Source organism: Pedobacter foliorum (assembly GCF_013266735.1).
In the GTDB taxonomy this organism is placed as follows: domain Bacteria; phylum Bacteroidota; class Bacteroidia; order Sphingobacteriales; family Sphingobacteriaceae; genus Pedobacter; species Pedobacter foliorum.
The window spans coordinates 141,664-168,417 of the sequence record NZ_JABSNU010000012.1 but is presented as its reverse complement, the minus strand read 5'-3'; the positions used below and the strand labels follow the sequence as shown (position 1 = coordinate 168,417).

Below are 26,754 nucleotides of genomic sequence, written 5' to 3'. Positions count from 1 at the left end.
AGGAATTTTAAAAATGGGAAAAACAGAGGGCTTGCTTTTTCAAAAGACAAAAAAAACACTGTTGTTAGCTTAATTTAAATGATTTAATGGTGTGTTTAGATTTTAACCGGACAACAGTGAAATAAATTCAGGATGACGAGCGTATTGTGGCTCCCGTTTCATTAACATTGTAGTATAACAATACTAGGCTGTAATCTTATTTGCTTCTGCAATAATTGCCTCACGTATTTTCGAAGATACTTGAACTAAAGGAAGTCTAAGGTTATCTTCACATACGCCAAAGTGTTTCAATGCCGCTTTAGCGCCAGCCGGATTGCCTTCTACAAACATTAATCTTGTAAATTCGATTAAGCTAAGGTGTAAAGGAAGCGCTTTTGCAAAGTCACCAGCTAAACATAATCTTATCATGTCAGACAGTTGTTTTGGCAATGCATTTCCAATAACAGATATTACACCTACAGCACCTATTGAAATCATTGGCATTGCAACAGGATCATCACCTGAAATTAACATGAAATCCGCTGGTTTATCTCTCATGATCTGATTAAACTGATCGAAATTCCCAGAGGCCTCTTTAATCGCAATGATGTTCTTTAAATCAGTAGCTAAACGACAAGTCGTTTCAGCGCTGATATTGCTTCCTGTGCGTCCTGGTACATTGTACAAGAAAATTGGCAATGAGCTGGATTCACTAAGTGCTTTGTAGTGTTGGTAAATACCTTCCTGAGTTGGTTTATTATAGTATGGGCTGGCCGATAAGATGGCGTCATAACCGCTTACTTCAAAATCTTTTATATTTTGTGCAATAGCTCTAGTATCATTACCACCGATACCGGCGATTAATGGTAAACGGCCATTGTTTATTTCTGCTGTAAATTCCCAGATCTTCTTCTTTTCGTCTTTATTGAGTGTTGATGCTTCTCCTGTAGTACCTAATGATACCAGGTATTCTACCTTTCCTTCGATCTGGTAATTGATCAGGTTTTTCAACCCGTCAAAATCTACCGACCCATCTGCATTAAATGGCGTAACCAATGCTACACCCGTTCCGTGAAATTTGTTCATTGTTTAGTTATTATTTCAACATCTCTAATAAATCACCCTCTGAAATCAGTGGTACATTCAGTTTTTTTGCTTTATCCAGTTTAGACGGACCCATATTGTCGCCGGCAAGTAAGTAATTAAGCTTTGCAGAAATGCCGCTTAATATTTTACCACCATTGCTTTCTATCAGATCCTTAAGTTCTTCTCTGCTATAATTTTCAAAAACGCCCGAAATTACAAATGTTTTTCCAGTTAATTTGTCACTTTGTAAAGCAATTTCATTTTCTATAGCTTCAAATTGAAGTCCGTAGGATTTTAAAAGGCCAATTTGATGTAAATGTTCCGGATTTCCAAAATATTCGATTATACTTTCTGCAATACGCTGTCCAATTTCATCTATTGCTGTTAGCTCTTCAAGGTTGGCTGTCGACAGTTTCTCAATATCTTTAGTGCCAAAAGCTAATTTTTTGGCAACAGTTTCTCCCACATATCTTATCCCCAGGCCAAACAGTACTTTTTCAAAAGGCATTTGTTTAGAAAGCTCAATACCTTTCAGCATGTTTTCTATAGAACGCTCCCCAAAGCGATCTAAGGTTTTCAACTCTTCAGCTTTTTCGTGAAGCGTGTACAAATCACTGATGTGTTTTACTAAGCCCTTCTGGTAAAAAGTTTCTATAGTTTCATCTCCAAGACCATCAATATTCATGGCTTTTCTACCAATAAAATGCTGGATTTTACCTACAATTTGTGGTGGACAAGCTTCATCATTAGGACAGTAAAACGCAACCTCACCTTCTTTTCTAATCAGTTCTGCGCCACACTCAGGGCAGGTAGAAGGATAAATAATTTTAAGTGCACCCGCTTTACGTTTATCGAGGTTCACATTAATTATTTTAGGAATAATCTCTCCGCCTTTTTCTACAAATACACTATCTCCTTCATGTAAATCTAACCTTTCAATCTCGTTGGCATTATGAAGGGTAGCTCTTTTTACAGTAGTGCCAGCAAGTTGTACGGGTTTTAAATTGGCAACAGGAGTAACTGCACCTGTACGACCAACCTGATAAGTTACCTTTTCCAGTATAGTTTCTACTTCTTCGGCCTTGAATTTAAAGGATATGGCCCAACGTGGAGATTTTGCGGTGAAGCCTAATTCTTGCTGTTGTGCATAACTGTTCACTTTAATTACAATGCCGTCAATATCATAAGATAATTTGAAGCGCTCAGTTTCCCAGTGTTTTATAAATAACAATACATCATCAATACTGTTAACCAGTTTAGAGTTGTCGCTTACATTAAATCCCCAGCTTTTTAAGGTTTGCAAACTTTCCCAATGCGTTTTAAAATAATTCTTATCGGTATTTAAAGAATAGAGAAAGCAATCCAGAGGACGTCTTGCCACTTCTTTCGAATCCTGCATTTTTACGGTTCCTGAAGCAAAATTTCTAGGGTTGGCATATTGTACCTCTCCAAGCTCTTCGCGTTCTTTATTTAAACGCTCAAAGGCCGCGCGATGCATAAAGATTTCACCTCTGATTTCAAACAGAGGAGGAACTTCTTCATTCTTTAGTTTATGAGGAATGTTGTTGATTGTTTTAATGTTGGTAGTTACATCATCACCTTTGGTCCCATCCCCACGTGTAACGGCTCTTACAAGCTTGGTATCTTCATAAGTTAAACTGATGGAAAGACCATCAAATTTAAGCTCACAAACGTACTCAAAGCTTTCGCCAATGGTTTTTCTAACCCTTTCATCAAAATCACGGAGATCCTGCTCATTATAGGTGTTGCCTAAAGAAAGCATTGGCCATCTGTGTTTTACAGTGGTGAAGGTTTTAGTTATATCGCCGCCAACCTTTAGGGTAGGAGAGTCTGGGTCTGCAAATTCCGGGTGTTCCTTTTCCAGCTTGGTAAGTTCTTCCAGTTTTTTGTCAAACTCATAATCTGCAATGGTAGGCATTGCCAATACATAGTAATTGTAACTGTGTTGGTTAAGCTCCTTAACCAATGCATCCATTTTGTCTTTTATATCAAATAGTGACATAAAAGCGAAGATACAAATTAGCTTTAGGAGCTAATTGAGATTTGTACGAAATATTTTGGTGTTAATGGTTGCCGGAACTTAAATGAAGCTCAATATCTCTAAATATTGACATATAGTTATCTTCAATACCTGACTTAAAAATAATGAGTTTATCGGTTAACAATGCAAGTTGTGGTTCGGTAAAAGGGCTGTCCCACAAACGCATACAAATGCGATTTAAGGCATAAGAAATGTTTTCGATCTTTTGGTAGCTAAAAAGGTATCTGCTCGAAATAAAGCTGTTCAGAAATTTAAAGAATACTGTGGTATCAGCTACGCCACTTTTCTTTAGGAATGAATCCAGCGCTTCTTTGTTTACTTGCCCCAGTTGCTCATAAAAAGTATTGATGTTTACAGTTCCATGAATGGTCAGTAAATGATCCAGTACTAATTCAAGACCAATATGCGCTAAAAAAAAAGGTTTTACAGGACTGTTTTCAAGTACAGGTAAAATGATTTGCTTTAAAGCGTTAGTGTGTAATTTAAAGAACTCCGAAGAATGAAAAACAGCATCAACTGCGATGTGTCGGGCCCATCCGCTAAGAATAGAATTTTCATTAGCGTCAGATTCAAAAAGATGTCTTTCTTTTAATGGATATAAGTTGCTGTCTTTCTGTGCGTTCTTTACAAAATCGGGCAAAACTACTCCAATTACCATGTTTTCGTCATGGTTGTCTCTCTCAAAATAAAAATGCGACAAAAAGTTCATTGCTTTAAAAGTAGCTAAATTTGTTTAATTTAACTGTTTTTGAAGTGTATTGAATTTAAAGGATAACATAGGTTTTCCTATATTTGCCGCAAAAGGATATAATAATGACCAATTTCGTTGAAGAGCTACGCTGGAGAGGTATGTTGCAAGACATCATGCCTGGTACTGAAGAAAAATTGAATGAAGGAATGACCGCGGGTTATATAGGATTTGACCCTACTGCAGATTCATTGCATGTAGGCCATTTAACTCAGATTATGACGCTTATTCATTTTCAACGTGCAGGTCATAAGCCATATGCTTTGGTTGGTGGAGCTACCGGTATGGTAGGTGATCCTTCAGGCAAATCTGACGAAAGAAACCTTCAAACGGAGGCCATGGTAGAACATAACCTTGCCGGGATGAAAAAACAACTTTCTAAATTTTTGAAATTTGAAGCGGCAGGCAATGGTGCGGTGATGGTAAACAATAATGACTGGTTTAAGGATATGAACCTGTTTGCTTTTATCCGAGACATCGGTAAGCACATCACTGTAAACTACATGATGGCAAAAGATAGTGTTAAAAGAAGATTAGAAGGTGATTCTGGACTTTCTTTTACAGAGTTCTGCTACCAATTGATTCAAGGATATGATTTTTATTACTTATGGAAACACCACAATTGTCTGGTACAAATGGGTGGTTCAGATCAGTGGGGTAATATTGTAACAGGAACAGAATTAATCAGAAGAAAAGATGCGGGTACTGCATTTGCGGTTACTACCAACCTGATTAAAAAAGCTGATGGTACTAAGTTTGGTAAAACGGAAAGCGGAGCGGTATGGTTAGATCCAGCAAAAACATCGCCATATAAATTTTATCAGTTCTGGCTCAATGCTTCTGATGATGATACCAAAAAATGGATCAGAATCTTTACGCTTAAAACGCAGGAAGAAATAGAAAGTCTTGAGACAGAGCACGACACAGCACCACATTTGCGTGTTCTTCAAAAAGCATTGGCTGAAGATATAACCATCAGGACACATTCTGTTGAAGCATTAGAGACTGCAATTAAAACTTCAGAGTTTTTATTTGGTAATGGTTCATTAGAGTTTTTTAAGAGCTTAAATGACGACCAGGTATTAGAGATATTTGAAGGTATTCCGCAGTTTGAGATTTCAAAAACAGAGCTTGAACAAGGAATAGATGCAGCTACTTTGCTTGCCGAGAAATCAAGTGTTTTCGCTTCTAAAGGTGAAGCTAAAAAGCTAATTCAAGGAGGAGGCGTATCGGTAAACAAAGAAAAGATCGGTGATCCTCAGGGTATTTTCAATAATAGTAATCTATTGAATGATAAATTCATTATTGTTCAAAAAGGTAAAAAGAACTATTATTTGGTTGTTGCAAAATAATAGTTTTCGTTACTCCGGAATACTCTTTGTCACCCTGAATTTATTTCAGGGCCTCGCACAAGCAAGGCTTTCTTTCTCTTGAGGGATCCTGAAATAAATTCAGGATGACGAAGATATGATTGTTGAATCTAGACGGATATTATTGCTAAGTCAAGGATGGTTACTGAACCAATAGGTTACAGCCTCTGATATCCGCATTGTCAAAACGGCCTAAAACCTCAAAAGATTCATCTTCAAATACGCGGCCCAGATCCTGGGTCGCTATAAAAGAGCAGGAATTGATGTTTGCTAGATCTATAACATTGATTCCTCCTGTTTTGTTATTCGCTATCAAGCTAAGCGGATCATTGGTATCACGAAGATTGATCTTCATCCATGGCGGACAATTAAATATCCCATTTCCATAAGAGTAGGCTTGCGATAAGAGTTCAGTCATGCCGTATTCACTATGAATGGCGTTTACACCAAAGCCATTTTGAAGTATTTCATGCAATTCTTCTCTCACCATTTCTTTTCTTTTCCCCTTCATTCCACCAGTTTCCATTACAACCAATTCTGGGAATGATATTTTGTATTGCTCAACAAAGTCGAGCAGGGCATAAGTAACGCCAATTAAAATTGTTTTCTGACCGGAAGCTTGCAGTTCTTTTAGTTTTTCAAACAAGTCGTCATGATTGTGCAAAAAGTAGCCACTGTCTTGGTGTTTACTTTGTTTTAGTAATGCATCAACCATATAAATCAAAGAAGATCCATCACGCTCCAGGTAAGAAGGCAACAGCGCAAGTATACAGGTTTGCTCAGGCTTAGCATAAAACTGCTCAAAAGCAAGATTGAAGCTTTGTTCGTAAATTTTAACATCAGTAACCAGGTGTCTGCTTTGCAACATACCGGTGGTTCCTGAACTACTGAAGACGATCTCAATTTCGTCAGTAGAACTTAATACTTCATGGCTTTTAAAAAAGCCAATAGGTAAATAAGGAATGTGATCTGATGAAGATATTTCATTAGGCTTAATCCTTAGATGCGATATGTATTCACGATAAACAGAACAGTTTTTTGCCTGATACCTAAATACCTCAAGAGCTATTTGTTCAAACTGTTCTTTAGTTTCAATAGAGAAAATTTGCCTGATTAAATCCTTCACGTGTGCAAAAATACACAACAAAGTTTTAATTAAGAATTGGTTTTCATGCTCAGCACAGCTTTTCTAAAATGATAACCACAAAAGCCACTAATGCCGGCTATAAATGCGCCTAATACTGAACTTAAAACAAGAACTAATATCCATGAACTTACACCAAGCATACCAGCAACTCTTAGCGCTAAAATATTGTCGTTAGGTAAGCTTTTAAATAAAGCCATACCTGTCCATAACAATAGAATGGCAAGAAATGGCGACCATAAAGATATCTTCCCTGTCTTTCCGATTAAGCCACATGTGGCAAATGCAATGATTACAACTATCCACCACGGTAGAACCATTTGAAGTAAAAAAGAGGCTATTAAAATTACAATAAATACCATGATGCTATTTTTTGGATATTTTTAATTTAGAAATTATTTTGGCTGAAGGATCATCAAATGACTGCATAAAGAAAAGATCATACAGCTCGCCATTTGCCCAGGTATCAATCATGTTGTCATAAAATTTACTTCCTGGATTTCCTGATTGTCCACCCGGAAAAACACCATGTCCCTTGGGTGTTTTTCCTAGTTCAATTACCATTCGCCATGATGGGCCATTACTTTCACTTAATGCATCGATAGTCATCTTTCCACCACCAATCATTAGTGTTTTTGACCCGAAGCCTGGTATTTTTGCTAAATGAGGCACATTAGTATGTTTTAAATTAGCCCACTGCCAGCGTTCACCAATCGGCCCGTACTTTCTTTCCAGACTGTCACATGAGTATTTAAATGCCTCATTTACCAGATCACTTAAAGTTTCTTTCTCAGGTGTGTTAATATTATCAATCCATTTAGAATCAGGTTGTGTTAAAATTAACTGTACTGTTCTATCCCTCGATGGATAACGCATTGGAATGCCATCGACATTAAAATCATCCGCCCAAATGTTGTCTTGAAGGCGTTTAGTCCAAAGATCAAAAATGCTTGCTGCAATTTCTTTTGCGTCATAACGTTTGTTCCATACAGATACCAAAGAGAAACCTTCCTTTTGTGTAGCATTTAGTTTGCTGGCATCTATTAAAGGCAAAATTGCAGGTAAGATGTTTTGAGCATGGATACTGTAGGTATCTGTTTGCATGATTCTAATGCTATCAGCAGTGGCTTTAGTCATCACAGTTAATCTATCGTTTATACGTTTCGCACGTTCATAAGGGCTAAACTCCCAATTAATGTAGTACGGATAGCTTGGATCGGTTGATGATTGGTTTGCAGAGCTAACAAAATTCCGTGGAGGGTTTTTAACCGTAGGATTCTGATCAGAAGGAATCCATCCTTGCCAATCATTTTTAGGATCTGAACCATCTAAGATAAATTTCCCCTGATCTTTCCATTTTAAGGGGAACTTGCCGTTAGCAGTAATTGCGATGTCATTGTCAGTAGAAGCGAATACAAAATTTTGTGCCGGGGCAGTATAAAAAGTTAGTGCTTTACGGTAATCAGTATAGTTTTTACCACGGTTTAGTAAGTAAAAAGTTTTAAGCTCATTAGATTTTTCGTGTGCAATCCATCTGAGCGCATTACCAACAGGGACATTATTTGCTTTAGAAAATTTTTCCGGTTTTTGAAGGTAGACTACAGGGCCTTGATGTGTATAGTAAACCGTATCGATTTCGGGCTTGCTACCTCTTATCACGATTTTTTCAAAGCGAGTGGTTGTATTTTTCCACTCATTGTTATACCAGTAACTTTTATGAGTGTTGTCTTTAAATTTAATCTGGTAAAAATCCAGTACATCGGCTGCAACATTAGTTACTCCCCAGGCAATATTTTGGTTAAATCCAATAATTATACCAGGTGCTCCTGGTAATGATACCCCGTAACTATTTAGTCCGGGAGCATGTAGCTGAATTTGGTACCATATAGAAGGAAGTGTTAGGTCAAGATGTGGATCGTTGGCCAGGATAGGGTATCCCGATGCAGTTTTTTCGCCCGAAATAGCCCAGTTATTACTTCCAATTCCTTCTTCTTTTTGCATGGTTTGTATATTTCCGGTTGTCATTTCCTTTAACGCATCAGCTGGAGGACTGGGTATTGGTAGCGGATTAAAGTCCCACTTGGTACCTACGGGAATAATTGGGTCTTCTTTGAATGGATAATCAGGGAACAAGTCTTTAATTACATCGTTTCCAAATTTTTTTCTGATGTTGGTCATGTAAAATTCGTCAGAGCCCATGGCTAATACTGCCGACATTTGTTTTAGTAACAATGCGCACTTTAATGGGGTCCAGTCTTCCGGTTTAAAGTCGAGTAACTTGTATTCTACAGGTAAACTTGCCTGCGATAAGGAATGAATGTAATCGTTAATGCCGGCAGTATAAGCCAACACCATTTCTTTAGATTTAGGATCAGCCATCATTCCCTCCAATGATTTTTCAGCACCATAAACCATTCCCATACGGCGTTGATATTTATCTAGCTCGATGGCTTTTTTGCCAACTACCTCGCATAATCTGCCTGCTGCAAAACGAGTTTGGAAGTCCATTTGCCATAGGCGATGCATTGCAGTTACATAGCCCTGTGCATAATAAACATCATGGTCATTCTGAGCAAAAATATGAGGAATCATTCGATCGTCAAATGCTATGTCTACATTCTGAAGTGCATTTTTCAGAATCAGTTTTCTATTTGGATTTACTGTTGTTTTTTCAGCGTTTTGCCAAAAGCCTGTAAAGGGGTTAAGGAATTTAAGAAGTGGGGGAGTATCGCCGAACTTTGTATTGAGAGCATATGTTAATAGTATCGGTATAACAATGCAAATGAGGGCTTTTATTTTATTCATCATTTTTCAGTTAAAGGCACTTCTAAAACATAAATGAAAGTACTTGGTTACTACTTCCCTTGATATTAAAATATTGACTTTGCAAGTTAGCATAAAAGTTAAATCAAATGCAATGAAAATCAGATTTTACCAACGAAATATTAGTCGAAATCTGATTTGGAAAATTAAATTAATGTATTATATTTATAATAAAATTAACCTAACATAAATTAACTGTATGAGCAAAACGTTTACTAAAGCAATCTTTACGTGTTTATTGCTATGTATTACCGCTGTGGTAGTGCATGCACAAACTGTAACCATTAGTGGGGCCGTTACTGATAAAGCCACTAAGGAGCCAATACCAGGTGTTGGGATTACTGTCAAAGGAACTACAATCGCAACGGCAACAAATATGAGTGGTAAATATGCGTTTGTAGTTAAGCAAACCGGTCCATTTATTATCGTTATTTCTTACGTGGGTTATACATCAATTGAAAAGGAAATCACCGGAAATATTGCCAATTTAGACTTTGAAATAGAAACAGCCGTAGTTTTAGGCCAGGAGGTAGTTATTTCTGCATCTAGAACTCCGGAGCGAATTTTGGAATCTCCGGTATCTGTCGAAAGGATGGGGCCTGCGGTATTAAAAGAACTTTCTGCACCATCATTTTACGATGCTTTAAACAATATGAAAGGGGTTGAGATCAGTACCCAGAGTTTAACTTTCAAATCTGTAAATACGAGAGGATTTAACTCTAATGGTAACAATCGTTTTAATCAGTATGTTGATGGGATGGATAATCAAGCACCCGGATTAAATTTCGCTGTAGGAAATATTATCGGAGTATCAGATCTTGATCTTGATAATGTGGAGCTACTGCCTGGAGCCTCTTCTGCACTATATGGTGCTGGTGGTATCAATGGTACTATGCTTATGACTTCTAAAAGCCCTTTTGATTATCCTGGAGCAAGTTTTTCTTATAAATCAGGAATTAATCATTTGAACGATAATAATACGGGAAACCAACAGTACAACCAATTGGATGTACGTTTGGCAAAATCTTGGAACAACAAGTTCGCTATAAAAGGTACTTTCTCATTTCTTCAAGCAAAAGATTGGCAGGCTGATAACTATAGTAATTTTGACCGTGTATCACGTACTTTTAAGCCGGGAGACCGAGCATCTGATCCAAATTATGATGGTATAAACGTATATGGTGATGAGATTAATGCAAATATTTTAACTGTTTCCAGACAATTACAAGCAGGTTTTCAGAGTCAATCGCCGGCAGGTTTTGCAGGTATGACTGCCTTAATAAATGCGTTCCCGAATTATAACCTGGATCAGTATGTAGCCACCATAACAGCCCCAGGTTCTCCATTTGGAGGGCTTGCCCCAGCTATTCCTTATCTGGGAATTGTAAAGGGAGTCAAAAATAATACTATATCTAATCAAGATGTTTCCAGAACAGGGTATAACGAAGTTAACCTGGTAGATTATAATACTAAATCATTAAAAACTTCAGGCTCTTTGCACTATCGGTTTACACCAACTATTGAAGGTATAGCGCAACTCAATTGGGGAACAGGGACATCAGTATATACTGGTTCAGATCGTTATTCTCTTCGCAATTTCAGTATCGGACAATATAAATTGGAGCTGAAAGGACAGGATTTTTTTGTTAGAGGATACACTACTCAGGAGCGTTCTGGTGATTCTTATATTTCTTCAATCCTTGGGTCATTTATTAATGAGGCGTATCGTCCAAGTCAAGGTCCAGCAACAAATCCTACCTCTGGATGGTATGCACAGTATGCTTTGGCTTATTCCACTGCGCTTCTTAAAGGGGGCTCTGATGCACAAGCTCATGCTGCAGCACGTAGTGTTGCAGATCAAGGCAGACTGATGCCGGGTACGCCTCAATTCGATGCGGTAAAAGAAAACATCATGAATAACACCATTTCATCAGGAAAGGGTGCGAAATTCAATGATAAAACTAATCTATATCATTATGAGGGTATGTATAACTTCTCAAATGCACTTGATAATGTAGTCGAATTACAAGTAGGTGGATCGTATAGGATATATCAACTACGCTCTGGAGGGACTATTTTTGATGATCTTAATGATAAAATTGATATCAATGAGTACGGAGCTTTCGCTCAGATAGCAAAAAAAATGTTTGCTGATAAGTTCAAGCTGGCTGTATCGGGTAGATACGATAAGAGCTCTAATTTTGATGGACGTTTTACACCAAGAGTTTCAGGTGTGTATACCGTAGCTCCTGATAACAATATCAGAGTGTCATTCCAGACAGGTTATAGGAATCCAACAACCCAAAATCAATATATCGATTTATCAGTAGCCGGCGGTGTACAAAGGCTTATTGGAGGTATACCAAGTATGCTAAATAAATATAACTTGCTTACAACTAATGTCCCTTATACAGATGTGAGTTATCGTGCATTTCTTGGCTCCGTAGCTGCCGGTGCTCCGAACCCTGCATTATTACAGAAATATAATTTCGACCCAAGAGGAGTTCGTCCTGAGAGTGTTCAAGCGTATGAGGTTGGGTACAAAGGTTTGTTAGGATCAAGATTCCTGGTGGATGCCTATGCTTATTACAATAGCTATAAGGATTTCATTACAGCCGTTGAAGTATATCAACAAAATAAGGACAATACATTCTCTAAATTTGGTGCGCCTGTAAATGCAACAGGTAAAGTAACCTCTTATGGTGGTGCTTTAGGTTTAGATTATTTAATAGGGGGTTACAACTTGAGTGGTAACGTATCTTACAACAAATTAGGTGATCTTCCTGCAGATTATATCAATGACTTTAACACTCCTGAGGTTCGTTATAATTTAGGTCTTGGTAATAAGGAGATCATTAAAAACTTTGGTTTTAATGTTAATTACCGCTGGCAGGATAAATTTTACTGGAACTCATCTTTTGCTGCAGGAAACGTTCCTTCATTCAGCACAATTGATGCGCAGGTTAATTTAAAAATACCTTCAGTAAAATCAATGCTTAAACTTGGGGGATCGAATATTTTAAATAAATACTACTTTACTTCATATGGTAACCCTGCTGTAGGTGCACTTTACTACATAGGATTCACATTTAACCCATAAAATCAAATTAACTAAGCTCTACATCAATTAATTAGTTTTATAAAAGTGCCCTGATAGTAATGTCAGGGCCTTTTTTATACCCGTATTTTTATCTGATAATAATCCTTTGGTTTTAATGGAAATTTTAACACTTTAGTTGTACAAAATACATGATCTATAACATGATCAAAAGGGGGGCAAATTTTTACTAAAGCGTTTTTTCATGGAAGAAAATAAAGAATTAATAAATAATATAATCACTAAGGAAATTGTAGAAGAGCCAGTTCAGCATTTAAACAATCCGGTTACAGATATAAAACCAATAGTTAAAAAATACCTTAGTCCAGTGCAAAGTGTTACTACTGTTGGGAATAAATTTTTCTTTGCCGATGGTGATGCAAAGGTTGAAATTAGAGTAGTAAGTGATGAGATTATCAGAGTGAGATTAGCACCACACGGTGTTTTTCTGGATGATTTCTCCTATGCTGTTCCAGTGGTAGACCAAAAGGTTACTACTTTTAAATTAGAAGAGCTAGCGGACTACTATAGCATATCAACAAATACCGTTACTTGTAAAGTAAGAAAGGATGATTTCCACATCTCATTTACCGATAATCTGAATCAGATGGTGATGAGTGAAGATGCGACACCAATGCATTGGGAAGAAAACATAGAGTTTGGTGGTTACTATGTGTATGCTACAAAAAAATGTGGCACAGAAGAGAACTTCTTTGGTCTTGGAGATAAATCAGGAAATATGAACCTGAGAGGTCGTCATTTCCAAAACTGGAATACCGATGCTTATTCGTTTGGGTGGGATCAGGATCCATTGTATCGTACCATTCCATTTTATGTTGGTGTAAATCAGCAGGCAGCCTATGGCATTTTCTTCGACAATACCTTCCGTTCTTATTTCGATTTCGGTAGAGAAGACAACTCTAAAACCAGCTTTTGGGCTGATGGTGGTGAATTGCAATATTATTACATCCACGGTCCACATATGATGGATGTGGTAAAAAGATACCAAACATTAACCGGAACTCACCCAATGCCTCCAAAATGGGCCTTAGGTTATCACCAGTGTAGGTGGAGTTATTATCCTGAAAAGAAGGTTAAAGAAATTGCAGATGGCTTTAGATCACGTAATATCCCTTGTGATGCCATATATCTGGATATAGATTATATGGATGGATACCGTTGCTTTACCTGGAACAAAAGCCATTTTCCTGATCCGAAAAGAATGATCAAGGAATTGGCCAACGATGGTTTCAAAACCGTTGTAATGATTGACCCGGGGATTAAAGTAGACGATAACTACTGGGTATTTAAAGAAGGTAAAGAAAACAATTATTTCTGTCGCCGAAGCGATGACTACTTTATGGAAGGTCATGTTTGGCCCGGCAGATGTCAGTTCCCTGATTTCACCAATCCAACTGTAAGAGAGTGGTGGGGTAATTTGTACAAAGAACTGGTAGATATAGGCGTTGCCGGAGTGTGGAATGATATGAACGAACCTGCAGTATTTGGTTCAGGAACTTTTCCTAACGACGTAAGACATAACTATGATGGTTATAGAGGTTCGCACCGTAAAGCCCATAATGTGTATGGTATGCAGATGGTACGTTCAACCTACGACGGTCTGAAAAAACTAATGCGCAACAAGCGTCCGTTTACCATTACCCGTGCGGGTTATTCAGGTATGCAGCGTTATGGTTGTGTGTGGACAGGTGATAATGTAGCTACCTGGGAGCATTTAAAAATCGGTAACATCCAGTGTCAGCGTATGTCAGTTTCGGGTGTTCCCTTCTGCGGAACAGATATAGGAGGTTTCAGCGGAGAGCCAGATCCGGAATTGTTCACAAGATGGATCCAATTGGGTACATTTTCGCCATTCATGCGTGCACACTCTGCAGGAGATACTGCTGAACGAGAGCCATGGAGTTTCGGAGAACCATATACCAGTATCAATAGAACTTATATTGAATTAAGATACAGGTTATTGCCTTATCTGTATTCTGTGTTCTGGGAGCATCACCGTTATGGCTTCCCAATTTTAAGACCATTGGTGATGTTGGAGCAAGAAAATATCAGCAACGGATACCGTCAGGATGAGTTTACTTTTGGTGATAAAATATTGGTTTGTCCTGTTTTAGAGCAAGGAGCAGCTTCTCGCATGGTTTATTTGCCAAAAGGTAAATGGTACAACTTCTGGACGCATGAGGTATTAACTGGAGAGAGTGAGCACAGTATTGCAACACCTTTAGATCATATGCCGCTGTTCGTAAGAGCGGGTTCGGTAATTCCGGAATATCCTGTAATGCAGTATGTTGGCGAAAAAGACATAGATGAAGTATTGCTTAATGTTTACTTTGCTGATTATGAAGTAAATTCATTCCTTTTTGAAGATCATGGAGATACCTTTGCTTACGAGCAAGACATCTATTCTGAGAAAAAATTCAGTGTTAAAGGAACTCAATATGCTTTAACAATTGAACAGTCGAGAACCGGTTTGTATACACCTAATTACGAATTGTACAATTACAATGTAGTCGGCTTACCATTCAATGTAAATAAGATTACAGTTGATGATAAAGACATTACTGATTATACCTTAGATGAGCATAACTGCTTACGTTTTAAATCAAATAAGAATTTCACCACAATAAAAATCTATAATTAATGGAAGTGCTTGCCTACAGTTTATTTAGCGATTTTGATATCTCATTATTTATTTCAGGCAAGCATTTTCGGTTGTATGAGAAATTTGGTGCACACCTTATACAGCACAACAAAACAGATGGAACTTACTTTGCTGTCTGGGCACCTAATGCCCAGGCAGTAAATGTAACCGGTAATTTTAATAAATGGAATAAAACATCGCACCCGCTTAACAGACGACTGGATTCTTCAGGTATCTGGGAAGGATTTATTCCAAACATCGGTAAGGGCGAAGTCTATAAATATGCCATTGTCGGCTTTGATGGTAGCAATATAGAAAAAGGTGATCCTTTTGCTACAAAGTGGGAACATCCTCCAAGAACTGCCTCAATTGTTTGGGATACAGATTACAGTTGGAAGGATAAAACATGGCTCAATAAGCGTCCTAAAGCAAATGCATTAAACAAACCCATGTCGGTTTATGAAGTGCACTTAGGCTCTTGGCAACGCGATCCATCGGAACCAAAAAGGGTGTTAACCTATAAAGAAATAGCAGCAAGCCTGGTGCCTTATGTATTGGATATGGGCTTTACTCATGTTGAGCTGATGCCAATTATGGAATACCCATATTACCCGTCATGGGGGTATCAGATTACTGGCTACTTTGCCGCAAGCTCCAGACATGGCACTCCGCAGGAGTTAATGTTTCTGATAGAGGAACTGCATAAAAACAATATCGGGGTTATTTTGGATTGGGTTCCTTCGCATTTTCCCGGAGATGCACATGGGCTTTACAAATTTGATGGCACTCATTTGTATGAGCATGCAGATATGCGAAAAGGCTTTCATCCTGATTGGAAATCCTATATCTTCAATTATGATCGAAATGAAGTTAGGTCTTTCCTGATCAGTAATGCGATGTACTGGCTTGATAAATTCCATGCAGACGGTTTGCGTGTAGATGCCGTGGCTTCTATGCTTTATTTTGATTTCTCGAGAAAGGCCGAAGAAGCAGCTACCAATGAATTTGGTGGTAGTGAGAACCTCGGTGCAACCTTATTTTTAAAAGACCTTAACGAAGCCGTTTACGGTGCTTTTGAAGGTGTACAGACCATCGCCGAAGAAAGCAGTACTTATCCGGGTGTAACACATCCAGTGTTTGCCGGCGGATTAGGTTTTGGAATGAAATGGATGATGGGGTGGATGAACGACACTTTAAAGTACTTCAAAAACGATCCAATCAACAGGCAATTTCACCATCATCAACTAACTTTTAGCATAACTTATGCCTTTAGCGAGAACTTTATGCTGCCTTTTTCTCATGATGAGGTGGTACATGGAAAGTCTTCGATGATCTATAAAATGCCCGGCGATGAGTGGCAAAAATTTGCCAACCTGCGGGTGCTTTATGCGTACATGTTTACTCAGCCAGGCACTAAGTTGCTTTTTATGGGAAATGAGTTTGCTCAAACCCACGAGTGGGACTTTAAAAACTCATTAGACTGGCATTTATTACAACATCCTCCTCATTTAGGGATGCAAAAAACGGTAAGGGCCATTAATAACCTGTACAAATCTGAACCTGCGTTGTATGAACACAGTTTTTCGCATGAAGGATTTGAATGGATCAATGCCGATGATGCGCAACACTCCGTTTACATTTACATTAGAAAAGGAACGAAAGCTAAAGATACACTTATCGTAATCCTGAATCTTACTCCAGTTTATCGCGAAAACTATCTTGTTGGTTTGCCATTTAAAGCAAAATGGAAGGAAATATTTAGTACGGATGCCAAAGAGTTTTTTGGAAGTGGGAAGTTAAATACAGAAGTATTACTACCACTAAATGAGACTTGCCATGGCCGAGAATATTCTATTTCTTTAAATATCCCACCTTTAGGGGCATTGGTTTTAAAACAAGCAAAGTAAAAGCAAGGAGTGCTATTATAATTGCACCTATTATTGTGTAGTGAGTCCAGGATAAACCTGCAGGCTGTAGTGCTATCTTTTGGTCGTAACCCATGTAAATCAGGGCATCCCAATAATAAGGCAGGTATTCCTGTTCTGTATTGCGTTTGCCAGATAACCAGTTTAATTTGGAAAGATGTAGTGCTGTGCCTACCTCTTCTCCTTTGATTATACTTTGATAGCTGTTTGCTGTAATCTTAGCGGCAGCATCATCATTAACATTCCACAACCCGGCAATGGTGCCTTGTGTGCCTATGGCTGTAAAACCTCTGTTTAGGCTAATAATTCCTTCTCCGGCGGCCATCATGCCATCGGCGGTTCGGCAGGCACTAAGCACCACAAGGGCAGGTGCATATTTTCTTGCCGATAACTCAAATAGAAATACCTGATCATCGTTTAACGCAAGTGTGGGTTCTTGTTGAGCTCCTGAGAGGTAAGAGTGGGTACTGATATGGAGTACAGCTGATTCATCAAATGCTTTAAAGAAGTTTTTTACACTGGCATCCTCATCTATCAAAAAACTACCGGCAACAATCTTTTCTATAGCTTCGGCCTCTTTGGCAACGGCAGGTATATTTTGCTTATCATTGTTTTGATGGGTAATAAATAAGCCAGAAAAGGTTTTGTTTTCCTGAGTTTTCTTCTGCGATTGGTTTAACCAGGTCTGAATTGAAAAGGCGTAGGAAATGGTAGTTTTTTTAATAAGGTAAGGCCACGCAGAAATCGAAGGACTATATTTATCATCAGTAATCAGGCCATCAAAAGATAGATAACCCAAAAACTCGTCGGGGATCAGAATAATCTTTTCATTCTTCTTTAAATCAAATCCTCCCAATAGGGTAGTATAAATTGAATTGGAGGTATTAAAAAAATCTTTAGGACGATTAATCATTGCTGCGGGGCCATTGTGATAATAGGTATTAGTAAAGTCAGTTATCAATTTCTTAATACCATCCGCATTGGGTATTCTTTTTACATGCTTAACCCGGCTATGTTTTATCTCCAATGCATAAATATGATCCATACCACAGAAGTACTCAATGAAATGTGTACTCGAAGGCAACTGCTTCAAAAGTTTCAACGAAGTGTAGTCTTTAGTATCAGTAGCTATATTTAATGCAGGATAACGTTCTCTCAATTGCTTCTCTACATATTCAAGTTTAAACTTAAGCTCTGCATTATTCTTACCGGTTGATTTAATATCTTTCGGATCCTGCAACAGTTCCTTATCATTAAATGTAATTGCCCGCTCCAGTGTTTGTTTGTAAGCAAATAGCGAATCCTTATTTTGAATCGTTAGTTGTTGTTGATTTCTTCTGATGTCATCCAGTAATGTGCGGGCTTTGGTCTGCTCAAAAATATCAGCAATTATTTCAGCATAGCGATGTTCCTGCGTTTTCCCCAACAAGTTGAAAGCTATGGCCACGGCTTTCTCTGCTTTTTGTTTCATTTCTCCCTGAAAACGTTGTTTTGTTTTTACATCAGCCAGTTCAAAGCGAATTTTGTCGGCAGCAACTAAGGATAACCTAATGTTGCCTAATGCTTCAGTTTCATTTCCTAAGAGCAAATAAGCCATCGCCTTTTGATAAAAAACATCTACCAGACGATTGTCTCCATAAATCCTTTCTTTCCTGATTTTTTTGTCTGTACCTATTAATCCAAGGGTATTTAAGGTTTGATTAAAGTAGTTTAAGGCTTCATTTCCATTTTTTTGGTTTAGTTTAATTGTTCCCAACTGGGTGAAGATGTATGCTTTCTCTCTAAGCCTGTTTCCTTTGTAATAACTCTCGTTCAGCTTTAAGGCTTGCTGATAATAATTTTGAGCTAAATTAAAGTTCTGCTTAACTAGTTGAATATCTCCGGCAGAGCTATAACTGCTTAGTAGCCAGTATGCTGTTTGAGTATCCTGTTTAAGTTTTTTTTGCCTGATGATGTTCCTGTTTATCACTTTTTCGGCATTTACGATATCATTTTTATCCTTATAGATATCGGCCAGAGTATTGTCTAGCAGGATATTTAAGGTTGATGTTGGAGTGATTTTTTTAATGCCAGATTCAATACATTCCTTGGCCTTTTTGAAATCTCCTAATGAGCGATAAGAAATAGCCATATTGTTGTAGGCTGAAGCGATTAGCTCATTGTCATTCTGCTTTAACGCGATGTCAAGCAGTTTTTGTTGAAGAAATATGGCTTTCTCGTAATCACCTAAACGGGTATAGTTATTTGCCCAGGGTTTTAGTACATAGTCTGTAATACTTTCAATATTTAGTTTGTTGTCTACGCAGTAATTATACGCCTGTTCATAGCAGTTAATAGATTCGAGGATATTACCTGAAAATAATTGGTTGTAGCCTTGGTTGCTTAAAAGTACTAGCCATGTTTCGCGCTCAGAAACTGAGAGAGCCTTGCGCCATGCAGCCTTTTGTGTGCTCATTAGAAAAGGCAAACTTTGTCTGCGGTTAATTACACTGTAATCTATTCTTGTATATAACCAATCTGTAAGGTTATCTGCTTTTTTTAAAGAATCTAAGGTTTTAACAATGTGTTGAGGAATGCTTGACTGAATCTGTGCAACAACCGATGTTGTAAATGCGAGAAGAATCAGAAAAATGCTGTACCAGAATTTAATGGTTCTCATTAACGGTCGTTTTAGCTAAAATACTTTTTTTAGCTAAAACTTCCATGTTAAATAAGTAATTAACCTGTTATTGCTATTTTGTAAAGTGAACAGGTAACGAAATCCAATAGAGGGACCCACATGTACTTTTCCTACTTGCACATCTGCAAATAGTGTATTTTGGAAATCATTTAAACTACTCGAAATCTTTTTAAACGTTTCCTTTGCCTTATGAATCCCACCCGACTGAAGCAGTTGAGCGGCAATAGTTGTAGAGGGTTTGTATTGTTTATCCAGATTAAAAGAAACCAGTGTACCAGCGCCTGCGCCAATGTATTTGTTAAAGTTATACCTTAACTGAAGTGGAACAATATTAATGTTTACCACTTTAATTACTGCTGTGCTATCTACATAATCAACTTTTGCTTCTTCACGTTTACCGTTTGCATTTTGCACTACAATGAATCTTCCATCGCCAGGGGTATGCTTTATCAGATATTCTTTTTCTGCATAAGAGTTCATGTATAACTCGGCTTGTAAATAATAGCGGTGTGGTGCGTATGGAGCAATACTTACTCCAAGAGTAATGCTTTTCTGTCCTGCAAAAGGAGTTTTTCCACTTTCAAAAGGAAAACCATAACCGGCAATAATGCCAGGAGATAAGCCCATTTTATACCTTCCTGTTGATTTATTGGTGTAAATAGGTTCATTTTTATCAAATACAATGGCGGCTCCACTTTTAAAAGGCAGCTTTTTAGGCTTGTCTTTAAACCCAATTGAATATTCAATATAACCCATTGTTGAATCGGCATCATTTACACCTTTTTGTTTTAAACCAGGTAGATAGATGTTCTTAAAAACAAAATGTACACTATCTGCAGTGTGTAATGTATCAATACAACTTTGGTTGGTGTAGGCAGAGTCGCATGAAATTAGTTTGGGTTTGGAATCTAATAATTTAACTGAGTTGATATCCAATACGTCAGCAATAGCAACCCCAACATCAACTTTTTTAGCAGGGCCTTTACCCGTATTTTGGAATCTTACTTTGTAGGTCAATTTTTTCTTTTTACCAGTAAAACGATAATTCATTCGACTGTTTTTTAGCGACATCTTATTGGGATCATGAGAGGCTACAATTTGAAGTTCCAGTGTGAAAAATTCCGTTGATACAAGTGGATCATCAGGTATAAACATCCCGGTAAGGTTTATTGTGGCATTGGTGTCATTGATCATTTCAGGTGTAGTTTTGAATTGCATAAACAAATACTTTTCCTCACCTGATTTTAAATTCTCAAACTTCCAGCTTTCACTTTTTCTAAAGGCAGTCATTTTTTCTCTAATGAGTGCTGTACCTTCTGCATCTAAAATCACATTATTAATCTCCTGAACATTTGGACCGGATACAGATGCATAATAAGCATCCTTATTGGCATTGGCTTTTAGCAGTGCAAAATTGCCATATTTGTCAATTGAAGTTTTTTGCTCTTTATTATATGCCCTGGTTTCTACCAGATCAAAATTGTTTTTTTCGAACTCTTTGTCGTTGTACAGAACAGAAAGTGTACCGCTCAAATTTGCGATTCCATTTTCCCGTTTGTTTTTATAACCGACAATCAACATCATATCGTCACCGGGTTTAGGCATGTTGTTAGTTTTTAATTCAATGGAGCCTCCCGATTTAAAGAATATTGGTTCTGCAGAAGGTTGGTTTGCTGCAAGAGTTGGTTTTGAACTACCTGGTTTCAATGGCTTAGGTCTTGTTGGAGGTGGTTTGCCATCATCATAACTATTGGTCGCAAATAAGCGTACATTATGAAGCAGAGTATCAGGGAATATATGTTCCGGTTCTTTCTCAAATGAAAACTTCCCGTCCCCAAATTCCCAGAAGTAGGTGTAGAAAGGCTCCGGAGCACCGGCTATTTGTCTTAACGGGCGCAATACAGCGTTAAATTTAACAACACCATTTTCCTCCTTATAATTAATCACCGCCGGTACAGTATCTGCCGGAACAACTTTTAATGGTAAAGGTTGTGTTTGCGCCATCACAGTTCCAACAGAGAACAAAAAGAGCAGGTAAATTAATTTCTTCATCTGTAATAAAATTAGCAATTAACTTTAGAAATAATAAAAAAAGATAAAGCACGGTTTAGGTGCTTTATCTCATTTGTGTATTTGTAGGTAGGTATTAATAATTATCTAAGCTATTGATGGCAGTTTGTATAGCTTCTTCTGTTGTTTCAGTTAAAGTAAGTATCACATTTTGATTGGCACTAATGGTAGTTTCTATAGCTGCATAATAATATCTTCCATCTTTAATCGAAAAAGCAAGCATACGACCTTCAGCACCAATTGGCATCATATTATCATAACTTTTTACTTTATTGGGTCCATTAGGTGTGTATAATTGTGCTGCCACATTACTGCCTTTTGCGCAAAAGAAAACAAAGGTTTCTCCGTTAAATCCACGGAAAGTAGCCATAGCACCAGGATTGTTTGCAACTTCTACAGTAACAGTTGTTTTTGGATTATTATAGCTATAAAATACATCGCAGTTAATCCATCCAAGATTTCCGAAATTAAAGGTAAATGCATTCTCAACAGCAGGTACTTCTCTTTTTATATTGTCGTTTTGTTTGCCTGGAGCTTGCCATGCCATTTGGTTATTGTTACCCGCCACTAGCGGTTTATCTTGTTGGTCTACGCCAACCCAAAGTTGTGTCGTTCCATCTCTTTTAGCTGGGATAGAGATTTTTACCGGTACAGCCAGGTTCTGATCCACACTAGTTCCGTTGGATTTTACATCTATAAATATAAAACCATCTGATGCCAATGGTGCACCGGAAGCATGATTAGTGTTGGCTCCGGTAAATAAAACATCACTTCTTTTAAGTACTTCATAAGCTTCAACAGATACATTTCCGGTTACAGCAACTCCTCCTTTAGTTAAAGATCCTTCAGGAAATGTAATTTTTGATCCATTTAAAAGCGTTATTGTTTGAGGTAGAGCAGATGCATTTATTTGATTTACCTGTTTCTTTGCTCCGTGCTTTTCCATAAATTCTTTAGCAGAACTTACTGCTCCGGTTTTAATTGGACTATCCTTTTTACAGGCAATGGATAATGAAATTAATGCAATAAATAATGCTGATGTTAAGTTGAACTTTTTCATGGTCTTTAATTTTATAGTTGCTTACTCTTTTCGGGCTTTTCAGCGTACGCCATAGGGTGATTTGAATAGATATCAGCAGCACATTAAATTTGTTACCCCCATGTTTAAATATTTTATTAGCTGGCTATAAAAAGAAGTTTTAAATTAGAGGCGACATCATTTACTATAATCCGTCAATGGCCAAAAAAATACATTCAGATCAGCGTTATCTTATTGGGTTGGTAAACAATGATACTGTTGTTATCAATGAGATTTATAAGAATTGTTCAGGAAAGATCAAGTCATGGATCAACTTTAATAACGGGAGTGATGATGATGCTGCGGATATATTTCAAGAAGGACTGATGGACGTTTACCGACAAGCAAAATACAAGTCATTGGAACTTACTTGTCCATTCGAACCTTTTATCTTGTTGATTTGCAAACGTAAATGGTTAAATGAAATAAAGAAAAGAGCAATTCTACCGGTAACAAATAATGAGGATGATTTATTACACATCGGAGAAGATACTTTTGCCAATGCAGATTATCTGGAAAGTCAGGAACAGCAATCGCAGCTATTTCTTAAAGTCTTTGAGAAATTAGGAGAGCGTTGCAAGGAGATCATTACCTGGAGTATGAGGGGAGAGGCACAGGAAAAGGTGGCCGAAACCCTTGGTGTTACTTATGGTTATTTGCGTAAGAAAAAGTCTGAATGCATGGCTTCTCTTATTATGATGGTGAAAGCTAATAAAATAGAAGAATAAAGATGAATGAGGAAAAATTACTGACTGTTGCCCGTTACCTTGAAGGTGATATGGAGCTTCAGGAAAAACAGGAGTTTGAGATCCAGCTTGAAAAAGATACTGAACTACAAAATTTAGTAACTGAATATAATGATGTTCATGAAACGTTGAAGATGAAGATTGCTCCTTCAGTAGCTGATAAAGAGGTTGCAGTAACACTCTCTGACTTAAATCAAAAATATTTTAAAGAGACCCGACAAATAGAGTCCTTGGTTAAGAGTGAGGTTAAGGTGGTCTCGTTTAAATCATATTTAAAATGGATAAGTGTAGCTGCAGTTTTAGTTATTGGCTTGTTTGTCTGGGCACCATGGTCATCCGGCCTGTATGGTAAATACGCCATTAGCAGACAAATGTCGGTCGCAGAGCGCGGAGATAGTGCTGGCGCGCTTGTCAAAGCCGCAGAGTTATATAACGCAGGTGATTACGACAAGGCCCGTAAAATAATGCAAAAGGAATACATGAGTAACCCTCAGGATCCATTGTTGTCTTATTATTTTTCTATAACATTAATTGAAAATTCTCAGGAACATGAAGCACGAACAGTGCTCGCAAAACTGTATGAAGGAGAATCTGCGTTTAAATACGATGCGGCTTATTACATCGCATTGAGTTATGTAAAACAAGACAATAAAAAGGACGCCTTAAACTGGTTGTCGAAAATTCCAGAAGGCACGGCTAATTATGAGAAAGCAAAGGAACTTTCAAGTAAATTGTAAAGAGTCCATCAACACGACTTTTTTAATATCCTTCAGATAAGTTTGTTCTTGTTTTTTCTTCATTAGCTCCAGTCCCCGTTTTTGTTCTTTTTATAGCTCCTCCGAAATTATAGGTGAAAGATAATCTGCCAATTCTGGTCTCATATTTATTTTGCCATACTTGTTTTATAAAAGGCGAATTTTGGTTGTACCTGATTTTGTAAGTATTAAAAATGTCGGTTACGCTAAACGCTAAGGTTGCTTTTTTTCCAAACAAGCTCTGTCTTACTCCAGCTACCAAATACCCATAAGGGTCGTTGGTGATATTGCGCTCCTGAATTTTTCCACGATATCTGAATAGAATTTGTAATGAGAAATCACGCGTAATGTTAAAATTGTTATAGGTGTCAAATGTAAAATTTAATCTCCCCGAGTTATTTATTTCAATGCCATCTACATTGCTTTTAAATGAAATCTTGTACATATTTGAGAAAGTCCCGGCATACCACCATTTGTTGATTTGCTTATTAAACGCAACATGCAGACCAATATATTCACTATAATTATTATTTATTGGGGCTGTTGTAGTAACGCCATCCTCGTTGTACAATGAAGAGAAACTAGTGAAATCCTTTAGCGTTCGTCTATATTCAATCATGCTAAACAATGCATTTTTAAATGAATGGGTCAGTGAAAAATTGTAAGCAACCGAAGGAGATAATTTTGGATTTCCTTGTGTGTAGTTATTGGAATTGATAATACGGATTAATGGATTTAGGTTTTCATAAGTAGGGCGGTTAACACTTTTGTTCATGGTTAGGTTCAAGCTGTGTTGCTTGTTGAATTTATAATCAAAGAAAATTGATGGGAATAGTTGAATATATTCTTTCGTAAATTGTTCACCTGTATAAAATTGTTTGCCTTTTCCCAAGGTGCTTTCTGCCCTGAGGCCAATGTTATAAGAGAGTTTTTTAATTGAATTGCCATATGTTGTATACAACGCATTGATGTTCTCAGAGTACTTAAAAAAGTCATTCTGAGTATTCGAAATATCAGCTGTGGTTTCGTCCAGCGTCAGAAGATCATTGTTGTTTTTTGAGATCACGTAGCTTGATTTCCAGCCAGCCTCTATATGTGCAGTTTTTGTTAAAGGATGAGAATAATCTGCTTTTGCAGCATAAACATCAAACTTACGCTGCTGTTCTAGTAGCGAACGTGAAGGTTCAACCGGATCTGCTGAACTGCCGTATTTTTTTACGGTATAATTTTCATCCGAGTTATTCAAATAATTAAAGTAATCAAAATCTACAGTGTATTCTCTTCCGGAGGTATCAATTTTATGTGTTAAATGGAGGCCAGAACTAAAGTTTTCTGTTCTTGTTTTTACAAGATCTAAAAAATCTTCTTTATTAGACGTTGGTTGTTCTATACTGGAGTGTTCGGTAAAAGAGGTCGCGTTTTTATTAAACAGTTGAACCTCCTTAATGGCCGAGGCGGATAAAGTGGTTTTCTCTGATAGATAGAAATCAAGTCCAAGGTTTGGGGTATAAATCCTGTTACTTCTTATGCTCGAAATATTAGATGAAGTTTGTGAGTTAACAACGCTGTTATTTAGAAAATTAGATTCAATTTTAGAGTCAATAGAATACTTATTGAAGGAGTAATTTGGATTAAATAGGATGTTGATGTTGTTGGTCTTATAATTAAGAGTTAGTCCTGCGTTGTGCTTGCCAAAATTGCCCTGGCCTATACCTGCAATAACATTTCCACTTAAACCTTCGCTATGGTTTCTTTTCTTTATGATGTTTATAATACCACCGCCACCGGCTGCATCATATTTCGCAGACGGATGGGCTATTAGTTCAATTTTTTCAATGCCCTTGGCCGACATACCTTTCAGCAAACCAGATAATGCTTCGGAAGATAGGGGAGTAGCTTTTCCATTTATGAAAATCTGTACTGATTGGCCGTTCAGACTAATACGTTCGTCAGGAGTTACCTGTACTCCAGGTAGTTTATCCATCACTTCTAAAGTTGATGAACCTGTGCTCATCTCGTCATTCATATTGATGATTACTTTGTCAGCTCTTCTTTCAATAAATGGTTTATTGGCCTTTATCGTGACTGCGTTTAGCATAGTTGCAGTTGGGGTTAATTGGAGTGAGCCGGTATTAATTGTTGGAGTGTTTTCGGTAATGCCAAGTCCTGTTTTGATGAAAGTTTGATAACCCATCATTTTTACCTCTAAAAAGTAGTACCCAGCTTTAATACCTTCAATTGTAAATGTTCCATTTTGGTCGCTAATAGAAGTTCTGAAAATAGAAGAGTCGGCTTGATTTTTTAGTATTAATGAAGCGTAAGGAATGGTGATGTTCTTTTCATCAGTCACAGAACCTTTTATTGTGCCTTTATTTACCGCTTTAGACTGAGCCTTTAGATATTGACCAATTAATGATAGCAAGGAAATAATAATAAAGAATCGGATTGGGCTAAATTTTGAAAATAGGAGCATAAGTGAAGCTTAAGTTTTATAAAAGCTAATATAACTAACTATTTAGTTATTATAAC

The 26,754-nt window shown here is 37.4% G+C and carries 16 protein-coding genes; 6 read left to right on the top strand and 10 right to left on the bottom strand.

What is annotated here, in order from left to right:
• Positions 1-183: 183 nt before the first annotated feature.
• The 3 genes from dapA to HQN83_RS20245 all read right to left on the bottom strand — a co-directional run bounded on the left by dapA (position 184) and on the right by HQN83_RS20245 (position 3,836).
• Positions 184-1,065, bottom strand: coding sequence for a 4-hydroxy-tetrahydrodipicolinate synthase (gene dapA / locus HQN83_RS20255; protein WP_173092780.1), 882 nt, complete (start codon positions 1,063-1,065; stop codon positions 184-186).
• A gap of 10 nt (positions 1,066-1,075) precedes the next feature.
• Entirely contained in the window at positions 1,076-3,088 is a 2,013-nt protein-coding gene (ligA, locus tag HQN83_RS20250; RefSeq protein WP_173092778.1) for an NAD-dependent DNA ligase LigA, read from the bottom strand.
• A gap of 61 nt (positions 3,089-3,149) precedes the next feature.
• Positions 3,150-3,836 (bottom strand): ACP phosphodiesterase, encoded by a 687-nt coding sequence (locus HQN83_RS20245; protein ID WP_173092776.1) that lies wholly within the window; start codon positions 3,834-3,836, stop codon positions 3,150-3,152.
• A gap of 104 nt (positions 3,837-3,940) precedes the next feature.
• On the opposite strand from HQN83_RS20245, the gene tyrS reads away from it, so the two are divergent.
• Positions 3,941-5,227 (top strand): tyrosine--tRNA ligase, encoded by a 1,287-nt coding sequence (gene tyrS, locus HQN83_RS20240; protein WP_173092774.1) that lies wholly within the window; start codon positions 3,941-3,943, stop codon positions 5,225-5,227.
• A gap of 160 nt (positions 5,228-5,387) precedes the next feature.
• Here tyrS and HQN83_RS20235 read toward each other — a convergent pair whose 3' ends face one another.
• From HQN83_RS20235 to HQN83_RS20225, 3 genes are read right to left on the bottom strand one after another with little or no spacing between them, the layout of a single operon-like run.
• Positions 5,388-6,371 carry a LuxE/PaaK family acyltransferase gene (locus HQN83_RS20235; protein WP_173092772.1) on the bottom strand — a complete coding sequence of 328 codons (984 nt, stop codon included), beginning with the start codon at positions 6,369-6,371 and terminating at the stop codon, positions 5,388-5,390.
• Positions 6,372-6,400: 29 nt separating this feature from the next.
• Positions 6,401-6,751, bottom strand: coding sequence for a hypothetical protein (locus HQN83_RS20230; protein WP_173092770.1), 351 nt, complete (start codon positions 6,749-6,751; stop codon positions 6,401-6,403).
• 4 nt (positions 6,752-6,755) lie between these two features.
• Complete coding sequence (locus HQN83_RS20225) at positions 6,756-9,197, bottom strand: penicillin acylase family protein (RefSeq protein WP_317172524.1); 2,442 nt, start codon at positions 9,195-9,197, stop codon at positions 6,756-6,758.
• A 214-nt stretch (positions 9,198-9,411) separates the two neighbouring features.
• Here HQN83_RS20225 and HQN83_RS20220 point away from each other — a divergent pair, with 214 nt between their 5' ends.
• From HQN83_RS20220 to glgB, 3 genes are all read left to right on the top strand, one after another.
• On the top strand, positions 9,412-12,312 hold the full coding sequence (locus HQN83_RS20220; protein WP_173092768.1) for a TonB-dependent receptor: 2,901 nt from the start codon (positions 9,412-9,414) through the stop codon (positions 12,310-12,312).
• 202 nt (positions 12,313-12,514) lie between these two features.
• The gene (locus tag HQN83_RS20215) at positions 12,515-14,971 is read left to right on the top strand and encodes a glycoside hydrolase family 31 protein (protein ID WP_173092766.1); all 2,457 of its coding nucleotides are present in this window, start codon (positions 12,515-12,517) and stop codon (positions 14,969-14,971) included.
• Positions 14,971-16,878 (top strand): 1,4-alpha-glucan branching protein GlgB, encoded by a 1,908-nt coding sequence (gene glgB / locus HQN83_RS20210; protein WP_173092764.1) that lies wholly within the window; start codon positions 14,971-14,973, stop codon positions 16,876-16,878. Before HQN83_RS20215 ends, glgB begins: the two co-directional genes overlap by 1 nt.
• Here glgB and HQN83_RS20205 read toward each other — a convergent pair.
• The 3 genes from HQN83_RS20205 to HQN83_RS20195 form a co-directional block, all read right to left on the bottom strand.
• Positions 16,823-19,555: a CHAT domain-containing protein gene (locus HQN83_RS20205; protein ID WP_173092762.1), complete on the bottom strand. Its 2,733-nt coding sequence runs from the start codon at positions 19,553-19,555 to the stop codon at positions 16,823-16,825. The two genes, glgB and HQN83_RS20205, sit on opposite strands and share 56 nt — an antisense overlap.
• A 33-nt stretch (positions 19,556-19,588) precedes the next feature.
• The gene (locus tag HQN83_RS20200; RefSeq protein WP_173092760.1) at positions 19,589-21,628 is read right to left on the bottom strand and encodes a PKD domain-containing protein; all 2,040 of its coding nucleotides are present in this window, start codon (positions 21,626-21,628) and stop codon (positions 19,589-19,591) included.
• A gap of 94 nt (positions 21,629-21,722) precedes the next feature.
• Positions 21,723-22,706 (bottom strand): hypothetical protein, encoded by a 984-nt coding sequence (locus HQN83_RS20195; protein ID WP_173092758.1) that lies wholly within the window; start codon positions 22,704-22,706, stop codon positions 21,723-21,725.
• A 176-nt stretch (positions 22,707-22,882) separates the two neighbouring features.
• Here HQN83_RS20195 and HQN83_RS20190 point away from each other — a divergent pair, with 176 nt between their 5' ends.
• On the top strand, positions 22,883-23,452 hold the full coding sequence (locus HQN83_RS20190) for an RNA polymerase sigma factor (protein ID WP_173092756.1): 570 nt from the start codon (positions 22,883-22,885) through the stop codon (positions 23,450-23,452).
• Positions 23,453-23,454: 2 nt separating this feature from the next.
• Positions 23,455-24,207, top strand: a complete 753-nt coding sequence (locus HQN83_RS20185; protein ID WP_173092754.1) for a tetratricopeptide repeat protein — start codon at positions 23,455-23,457, stop codon at positions 24,205-24,207.
• A gap of 22 nt (positions 24,208-24,229) precedes the next feature.
• Here HQN83_RS20185 and HQN83_RS20180 read toward each other — a convergent pair whose 3' ends face one another.
• Positions 24,230-26,647: an outer membrane beta-barrel family protein gene (locus HQN83_RS20180; RefSeq protein ID WP_173092752.1), complete on the bottom strand. Its 2,418-nt coding sequence runs from the start codon at positions 26,645-26,647 to the stop codon at positions 24,230-24,232.
• Positions 26,648-26,754 lie beyond the last annotated feature (107 nt).